This is a genomic window from Bacteroidota bacterium (assembly GCA_023957335.1).
In the GTDB taxonomy this organism is placed as follows: Bacteria; Bacteroidota; Bacteroidia; order NS11-12g; family UBA955; genus JALOAG01.
Map to the genome: position 1 here is coordinate 121,176 of JAMLHC010000001.1, position 9,304 is coordinate 130,479.

The following is a 9,304-nucleotide window of genomic DNA, read 5'->3' on the forward strand; positions in this document are numbered from 1 at the left end:
GCATGATCACTAAGATAATTACCTTAAAATCCATTTTGTTAGCATCAGTAGCTACTGTATTCTTCAATTACTCAAACGCACAATCTAATAATATCTGCGGCTCCGATCAGGTTATTGAGCAATGGAGAAGAGATAATCCGACCACTTTTAATGATGCAGAGACTGCCGGTGCTGTCTCAAACACCAGAAGAACAAAAATTACAATCCCTGTTGTATTTCATGTCTTACATTCCAATGGACCTGAAAACATTCCGGATGCACGTTTCTTTGATCAGATAAAAATTCTAAATGAAGATTATAGTGCTACAAATCCTGATGTGGGTAATGTTAGAAACTCGCTTCACGCACCTTTTGCTGCATTGGTTGCAGATTTTGAAATAGAATTTGTGTTGGCAAAAAGAGACCCAAATGGAAAATGCACTAACGGTATCAACCGTATTTATACTAATATCCACTCCAATGCAAGGGACAATGTTAAAGAAATCGTACTATGGGATCCCAGCCATTACTTAAATATTTGGGTAGTAAGTTCTATTAATTCATCAGGTGCAAAAGGCACTGTTTTGGGATTTGCAAATTTCCCTTGGATGAGCCCTAAAAAAGACGGAATTGTAGTGATTGCAAGCGAAATTGGGTATAGTGGCAACGACAAAGGTCGAACACTCACACACGAAATCGGACATTGGTTAGGTCTCCTTCATACATTCCAAGGGGGCTGTACATACCCTAATGATAGAGTAGAAGACACTCCATTAGTAAAAGAAGAATTCACAAACACATCCTGTCCTCCAACAGGAAATAGTTGCGCTGTGGACGCTAAAAACAATCCTCTTGACACTCTCTATGATCAATGGGAAAACTACATGGATTATTCTCACGGATGTCAGGTTATGTTTACCATAGGCCAAAAAGAAAGAGTGGAATTCTATTTAACAAGCAAAGAATACAACCGATATAAGTTATTCACTGAAGAGAATCTTGCCTTTACAGGCATTACAGGTTCTTCTACCAAACCTATCGCTACTTTCAATGCTGACAAAAGAGTAATCTGTGCCGGCAGTCAAGTCAAATTCACTCAAGTTACTTGTGCGGGCATTAATACAACAAGCAGGACATGGACTTTCGAAGGCGCTGACAATACTACATCATCAGACCTAAGCCCCACTGTTACTTACTCTACACCCGGCAAATACGCTGTAAAACTCAAAGTTACTAATAGCTCCGGTGAAGATGAGTATGAAATCAAAGAATATATCCAGGTAAATCCGTTACAAACTGCACAAAATGGTTTCTTTGAAGGATTTGAAGAACCCAAGCAAAATTCTTTTGCAAGCTCCGGACTATATCAAGTTACCGGTCCGGGATTCTATCCGTTTAATGTACTCAAAGATGTAAGCTATGCCGGTAAATACAGCATCATGGCTCCTATTAATACTTTTAACTTTGCATACAGATTTGGAGTAGAAACACCAGGACTTGATATGACTAAAATTCAAGGAGATCCAATTATTTCCTTTATGGTTAGTCATGCTCGAAGAAATGACACAATACAAGATGTTATAAAAATATTTGTTTCACAAGATTGTGGTGGTACATGGCAACAAGTTTCGCAAAAAAACAGTGCCATCATCAAAACTTTTAATGGCTTTGGAACCGGTTATGTTCCGCAAACACCCGAAGATTGGAAACGCGTTGATTACACCTTGACTGCTTATAAGAATGCACCCAACCTCAAAATTAGAATTGTAGTTGAAAGCGGTGGCGGAAACCCAATCTATATTGACAACATTAACCTTAGTCAATATTATACTTCAATCCCCACTATTGACCAACCTCTTGATGCTGTGATTTACCCAAACCCAAGCAATGGAAACTTTACAATACAAATGGCTTCACTTCAAACAAATAATCATACCAAGATTGCAATTGTTGACATTAATGGAAAAGAGGTCGCATTGCTTCAAAACAACATTATACAAGGGCAAAATCTTTCTTTGGATGTTAACCCCAAGGATTACAATATGACACAAGGTATTTATTTTATTAAAATTGAAACCAATGACGGGGTAGTTACCAAAAAATTCATCTTAACTGACTAACCTATTACTTACTGTATCTATGACAAAAAACAAAGTTCTATATTCAGCTATTGCACTTTTATTTTTTTCGCTCACAAACTTTAATATCAGTGCTCAACAATGCGGTACTGATATTAAATTTGATGAATGGAAAAAGAATAACGTAAACTGGCAAGAACAAGTTAAAGCAGATTATAATAATCATAACGTTGAAAGAAGAACCGGGAAATACATTATCCCGGTTGTTTTTCACATCATTCATACAAACGGACCTGAGAATATTTCTAATGCACAGATCTATGATGCAATCAGAATATTAAATTTAGACTTTAATAAACAGAATACAGATTGGCAGAATGTACGAAACACACCCAGTGCTCCCTTCTTACCATTGGTAGCAGATATGGAAATTGAGTTCCAATTAGCAAAGAGAGATCCACAAGGAAATTGCACCAACGGTATCGAGAGAATAGCTTCTCCCTTACATATAGATGCAGAAGACAATGTAAAGCAACTCTCCAAATGGCCTGTCAATCGATATTTGAATATTTGGGTTGTGAGTACAATATCCAATAGCGATGGCGGAGGAATAATACTTGGCTATTCTAACTTTCCTTGGATGTCTAAGTCGGGCGATGGGATTGTGATGCGCTCAGACGCTGTTGGGTCTATTGAAAAAGCTAATCCATTATATCAAAGAGCACTTACACATGAAGTAGGACATTATTTTGGATTAATGCACACTTTCCAAGGAGGATGTAGTCAATCAGGAGGAGGCGACATGGTAGATGACACACCACCCGTTTCCGCTCAGTTTTCTAACACCGGATGTAATGTTACCAATAAGAGTTGCAGTCAAAGCACATACTATGACCAATGGGAAAACTTTATGGATTACTCTCATGGATGCCAATCTATGTTTTCAAACGGTCAAAAAGCACGAGCATTAGCATTTTTAACCGACAACAAATACGATAGGAAGAATTTATATACAACAGAAAACCTATTGTTTACCGGTCTTATGTCTAACAATAATGAGAAGCCAATCGCTTATTTTGGAAGTGATGTACAGATAGTTTGTGCTGGAAACCCTGTCAAGTTTTTTGATAATTCATGTCAAGGAAATGTTAATCAAAGAATGTGGGAATTCCATGGGGGGGATATACAAACTTCTAATCAAATCTCTCCTGTTGTAACGTATGACGAACCCGGTGATTATGCTGTCAAACTTACTACTACCAACAGTTTTGGCTCATCCACTTACGAAGTTCAAAAATATATTAAAGTGCTACCTAAGATTGCCAAACTAACCGGCATTCATGAAAGTTTTGAAGACCCAATTACATTTTCAATTGAAGGTGTATTTCAACCCACAGGTCAAGGATTTGACACATTCCAGAAGGTTGGAGTAGGATATTTTGGATCTCAAGGATTGAGAGCCCCTATTACAACTGCAAATACAGGCGTCCGTTATGTGATAGAGACTCCTGCCTTAAATATTTCAAACATGTCCGGCATGAACCCTAAAATTTCGTTTATGGTTGGCTATGGACGAAGAAATTCAACGAATAATGATTATATCAGAATCTATGTTTCTGAAGATTGCGGTAACTCTTGGACACAGAAAATGCAACGAGTTAGCGCACAATTTTCTTCAAGCAACGGTTTTGTTACAAATTTTACCCCTTCCAACCAAGGTGAGTGGAAAAGAATCGTATATAGCTTATCAGAATATCAAAACCTGACAAGTTTAATAATCAGAATTGAAGTTGAAAGTGGTGGAGGAAATCCAATTTATATTGACGACATAAATATAAGTCAATATTATACCTCTGTTGAAGGATTTGATAATAAGTCACAAGTCAATATTTTCCCCAACCCTAGTAATGATATTTGCAACATAAAATTGAATTCATCATTCCTCAACAAAAACACCTCTATCAAACTTTTTGATATTTCAGGAAGAGAAATCACAACTTTATTTAATGCTAAAGTGGGGAGTCAAAACCTTGACTTTACCTTCAACCCCAAGCAATATGGTTTGAAGTACGGCATTTATTTTATTAAAATTGAAACAAGTGAGGGCATTTTAACTAAAAAAATGATATTTGCCGACTGATTTTTTAAGTCGTCAGATTTAGTTTTAGTTAATCATCTATGTCAAAAAAAAACCTAGTAATTGTTGAGTCTCCTGCAAAAGCAAAGACGATAGAAAAATACCTTGGTAGCGAATACCTTGTTAAGTCGAGCTACGGACATATCCGCGATTTGGACAAAGGCGATGGAGCAATTGACCTCAAAAACAATTATCAACCTAAATACATCATCCCTGCGGACAAGCTTAAATTAGTCAATGAATTAAAAAAACTAAGCAAAGACGCGGAAACAATCTGGCTTGCATCTGATGATGATCGTGAAGGAGAAGCAATCTCATGGCATTTAGCTGAAGTGTTGGGATTGAAACCCAATAATACCAAAAGAATTGTCTTTAATGAAATTACCAAACCCGCTATTGAACGTGCCATTCAAAACCCACGAAATATTGATACGAATCTTGTAAATGCTCAACAAGCACGCAGGGTTTTAGATAGATTAGTCGGATATGAACTTTCGCCTCTACTTTGGAAAAAAGTAAAACCTTCTTTATCAGCCGGACGTGTGCAATCGGTGGCTGTGCGCTTGGTTGTTGAGAAGGAAAGAGAAATACGAGATGTTAAGATAATCTCTGACTATAGAATTGCCGCTATCTTTTCAGACGGACAAACATTCTTCAAAGCCATTCTTAACAAACGTTTTGCAACAGAAGCTGATGCAATCGCTTTTTTAGAAACCTCTAAAAGTTCCGAATTCAATGTAAAAAGTGTAGAGACTAAACCAATTCAAAGAAACCCTTCCCCACCTTTTACTACAAGCACATTGCAACAAGAAGCATCTCGCAAACTTGGAGCGCCTGTGGGTACCACCATGCAACTCGCTCAAAAATTGTATGAAGAAGGTCATATCACCTATATGAGGACTGACTCTCTGAACTTGTCCGACATGGCTATTGGTGCTGCAAAAAACACTATCAACAATGAATTTGGTGCTGAATATTCCCAAATCAGAAAATACACAACCAAAACTGCCGGAGCACAAGAAGCACATGAAGCTATCAGACCAACCAACTTTAATGTGCAACAAGCTGGCGAAACTGAGCGAGAGAGAAAACTCTACAACTTGATATGGAAACGCGCTATTGCCTCTCAAATGGCGAGCGCAAAGCTTGAAAAAACCATAATTGAGATAGAAAGTAATAACCACAAATACTTATTCATTGCAGAGGGAGAAGTAATCAAGTTTGATGGATTTCTTAGAGTTTACATGGAGTCAAATGATGATGACGAAACAGAAGAAACAGCAGGAATCCTGCCTGCTTTACAAAAAGATGATGCAGTTGTAGCACAAGAAATATCTGCAGAAGAAAAATACTCCCGACCTCCTGCAAGATATACCGAAGCAAGTTTGGTAAAAAAACTGGAAGAATTAGGTATTGGCAGACCTTCTACATACGCCCCAACCATTTCTACTATCCAAAAAAGAGGGTATGTAGAAGTGGGTAAGAAAGAAGGTGCATCAAGAGAACTACACATTCATACACTTAAAAATCAAATAATTACATCTAAAAAACAGACTGAAAAAACCGGTTCTGATAAAGGCAAACTAATCCCCACTGACATAGGAATACTGGTAACCCATTTCCTTGCTGAGCATTTTACCAACATTATGGACTATGGTTTTACTGCTGCCATTGAGAAAGAGTTTGATGATATTGCTGCTGGTCTGCAAACGTGGAGCAAGATGATAGATCGATTTTATCACCCTTTCCATAATCTGGTTAAACAAACCGAAAGCACCGCAGAAAGAATCACCGGTGAAAGAGAAATCGGTACCGACCCCAAGAGCGGCAAGAAGATGATAGCCAAAATGGGTAAATTTGGACCTTATGTTCAAATTGTTGAGCCCGATGAAAATAAAAAATCTCAATTCGCTAGTCTAAGAGCAGGACAAAGTATTGAAACTATAAGTCTTGAAGATGCATTAGAACTGTTCAAACTACCCAGAACAGTAGGGATGTTTGAGGACTCTGAACTGATAATCAACATAGGTCGCTTTGGACCTTATGTATTACACAATAAGAAGTTTTATTCACTACCCAAAAATTTCGACCCACTATCTGTGAGTGAAATTGATGCAATCGGGGTAATAGAAGCAAAACGTGCTGAAGACGTTAACACTGACAAACTACCCTTGCAACTCGGAGAATGGAATGGAGCTACGCTCGAAGTGAACAAAGGCAGATTCGGACCTTATGTTAAATATCAAGGCAAATACTATTCGCTGCCAAAAGGAACTTCACTTTTTGAACTAACAAAAGACCAAGCAATTGATGCAGTCAAATCCAAATTAGCCGAAGAAGAAAAGAAAATCATTGCCAAAATAGGGAGCGGAGATGATGAGATTGTAGTTCAAAACGGTAGATACGGACCCTATTTCACTTATAAAGGCAACAATTACAAACTGGGAAATATCAAACCGGATGCGCTCACCAAGGAACAAGCAGATGAAATCATAAAATCTACTCCTGTAAAGGCATCTCCCAAAAAGAAAAAAACAAAGAAGTAAGTGCGGATGGACTACAACGCTCTGATATATTTGATTGATGATCCGGACAAGACCGTACGCGAGGAGGTTACCAATAAAATTCTCCAGCTTGGTGATGCAATTTTGCCCTCACTCAGACAGAGCTTGGAAAATCTACCTTTTGACAGTCCGGAAGGAATCGAAAGACTCAATCATTTGATTGAAGAAATTGAATTTGCTCAAATCTCAGAAAAAATCATTGACTGGACACAACAACCCGATGATTTGCTCAAAGGAATGTGGCTCACAAACCTGACAAGTGGTTCTGATATTGATTATAACGAACTTAACAAAGAAATTGAACGTATCAAACTTGAGGTATGGCTTGATTTGCGAAGCAATCTAACTGCCCTCGAAAAAGTAAATATTCTCAATCATGTTTTTTTCAAAAGATTTAATTTCAAAGGCGACAATACAGATTATCATAATCCTGACAACAGTTTTCTGAATAGAGTTTTAAAAAAGAAAAAGGGAAATCCCATTTCAATAGCTTTTATTTACTCGATTGTTGCGCAGCGACTCTTTATACCCATTTATGGCGTTAATCTGCCACAACACTTTATACTCGCCTATTTGGACATCCCCGACTTGCCTTCACCTAATGCAGATTCCAAAGGCTGGGTAAAAGATGTACCGGGTGGATTTGATGTACTCTTTTATATTAATCCTTTCAATGAAGGAGCTGTATTTGGCAAAAAACATATAGAAGTATTTTTGCAACAAATCAAAATTGATAATGTGGCACCGGAACTTTTCTACCCTTGTTCTAACAAAGATATTATCATCCGTGTATTGAGAAACCTATTCAATGCCTATTCCTTACGTAATCAAGATAAAAAAGCATTACAATATAAAAAACTGCTGGATATGCTGAATTCGCAGGGTATGTAAATAATTCTGATTACACTCTTACCTCTATTCAAGATCCCACTTTCTACACTATCCATACTTATTAAACCCAATCCACAACACAAGGAAAACTCTTTTGGGTAAGCGGTTCAATTTTCCTAATTTTGCAAAAATTTTTAAAAAAAGTGCTGTCAGCTTTATCAGACAAAGGTTTCCGAAATGCAATTTTGAGTCTTGCCGTTAAAACCATCAAACTGAGATACAAGAACTCTCTGTTGGGTGTTTTTTGGAGCATGCTTAATCCATTGATATTCCTTGTTATTATGCTGATAATTTTCAGAGAAATTGCCTCTATCCCTAATTACGCTTTATATGCCTTGAGTGGACTTGTCTTTTGGAACTTTCTATCCGCTTCAGTTTTGCAAGTTTTGACTTCGTTTATAGACAATTCTGCTATTCTTAAATCTATCAACTTACACCCTTTGAGTTTCCCACTTTCTGCAGTATTAGCAGCCATTTTCAACTTATTACTTTCGCTGATTCCATTTTCAATTCTCATGTTCTTTTTAGGATATAGAATTGACATCAGTCTCATTGCCATCATTCCTGTTTTGTTTGTGAGCGCCCTATTTATCTTGGGATTAGGAATGTTTCTCGGCACAACCAATGTCTATTTCAGAGATGTTCAACTGCTTTGGATTAGCATTATACCTGCTTTTTTCTACTTCACTCCGATAGCTTATACCATTGATATTATCCCTGTTGAATCTCAGAAATACATCAAGATGAATCCATTCTATTACTTTATGGAATGTTATCACGATATTTTTTATTATTCCAGATTTCCCGATTTAAAAAACTTTCTGATTTGCACTATCATGGCATTAATTGTATTTGGGCTGGGGTTATTTTTCTTTAACAAATACCGCAAAGGTTTTATTTCCAACATTTAACAGATGCCACAAGAACCCATTATAAAATTAGAGAATGTGGATATATGCTTTTATGTAATGGAGAGCGGGCACGTTTCTTTGAAAGAGTTTATCTTGCACCCTGGCAAATACAAATTACTACAGAAACAATATGTACTTCGAGACATCTCTTTAGAAATATACAAAGGTGAGAGCATCGGACTTTTAGGAAAAAATGGTTCCGGCAAAAGCACCTTGCTTCGCGCATTATCAGGGATTATTATACCGGAAAAAGGCACATTGACCGTAAAGGGGAAAGTAGCTCCTCTGCTCGGATTGGGTATTGGTCTTGAGCAGGAAATGTCCGGTTTGGAAAACATCAAACTCAGTTGTGCACTTATGGGCTTGTCCAAAGCCGAAACAAAAGATTTAATACCACAAATTATTGAATTTTCTGAATTAGGGGATAGCATACATTGGGCTGTTAAAAGATACAGCACCGGAATGATGAGCAGACTCTCTTTCAGTATTGCTATAATGAAACAACCTGATATTCTTTTGATAGATGAAGTGCTTGCCGTTGGAGACAAGGGTTTTCAGGAGAAATGCCTACACAAGGTCACCGAATTAAAGACTGCAGGCACAACAGTTGTATATGTTTCACATAGCATGAGTGAAATAGAAAACATGTGTTCCAAAGCCGCATTGATTCATAACGGACACTTGGAAATGTTTGGAGATGTAAAGTCAGTTGGTGAAAAGTATCTTCAATTATTTAATTAATGA

6 protein-coding genes are annotated in these 9,304 nt (G+C 37.3%); all 6 read left to right on the forward strand.

Annotation, left to right across the window (positions count from 1 at the left end):
• Positions 1-2: 2 nt before the first annotated feature.
• The 6 genes from M9892_00490 to M9892_00515 all read left to right on the forward strand — a co-directional run bounded on the left by M9892_00490 (position 3) and on the right by M9892_00515 (position 9,301).
• Positions 3-2,099, forward strand: coding sequence for a zinc-dependent metalloprotease (locus M9892_00490; protein ID MCO5252827.1), 2,097 nt, complete (start codon positions 3-5; stop codon positions 2,097-2,099).
• A gap of 19 nt (positions 2,100-2,118) precedes the next feature.
• The gene (locus M9892_00495) at positions 2,119-4,197 is read left to right on the forward strand and encodes a M43 family zinc metalloprotease (GenBank protein MCO5252828.1); all 2,079 of its coding nucleotides are present in this window, start codon (positions 2,119-2,121) and stop codon (positions 4,195-4,197) included.
• Between the two features lie 38 nt (positions 4,198-4,235).
• Positions 4,236-6,740 (forward strand): type I DNA topoisomerase, encoded by a 2,505-nt coding sequence (topA, locus tag M9892_00500; protein MCO5252829.1) that lies wholly within the window; start codon positions 4,236-4,238, stop codon positions 6,738-6,740.
• 6 nt (positions 6,741-6,746) lie between these two features.
• Positions 6,747-7,649, forward strand: a complete 903-nt coding sequence (locus tag M9892_00505) for a transglutaminase-like domain-containing protein (protein MCO5252830.1) — start codon at positions 6,747-6,749, stop codon at positions 7,647-7,649.
• A 143-nt stretch (positions 7,650-7,792) separates the two neighbouring features.
• Positions 7,793-8,560, forward strand: a complete 768-nt coding sequence (locus M9892_00510; protein ID MCO5252831.1) for an ABC transporter permease — start codon at positions 7,793-7,795, stop codon at positions 8,558-8,560.
• Positions 8,561-8,563: 3 nt separating this feature from the next.
• Positions 8,564-9,301, forward strand: coding sequence for an ABC transporter ATP-binding protein (locus tag M9892_00515; protein MCO5252832.1), 738 nt, complete (start codon positions 8,564-8,566; stop codon positions 9,299-9,301).
• Positions 9,302-9,304 lie beyond the last annotated feature (3 nt).

Coding starts and splice junctions, on each gene's coding strand:
- M9892_00495 (MCO5252828.1), top strand. CDS start 2,119: ATGACAAAAAACAAAGTTCTATATTCAGCTATTGCACTTTTATTTTTT.
- M9892_00505 (MCO5252830.1), top strand. CDS start 6,747: ATGGACTACAACGCTCTGATATATTTGATTGATGATCCGGACAAGACC.
- M9892_00515 (MCO5252832.1), top strand. CDS start 8,564: ATGCCACAAGAACCCATTATAAAATTAGAGAATGTGGATATATGCTTT.
- topA (MCO5252829.1), top strand. CDS start 4,236: ATGTCAAAAAAAAACCTAGTAATTGTTGAGTCTCCTGCAAAAGCAAAG.
- M9892_00490 (MCO5252827.1), top strand. CDS start 3: ATGATCACTAAGATAATTACCTTAAAATCCATTTTGTTAGCATCAGTA.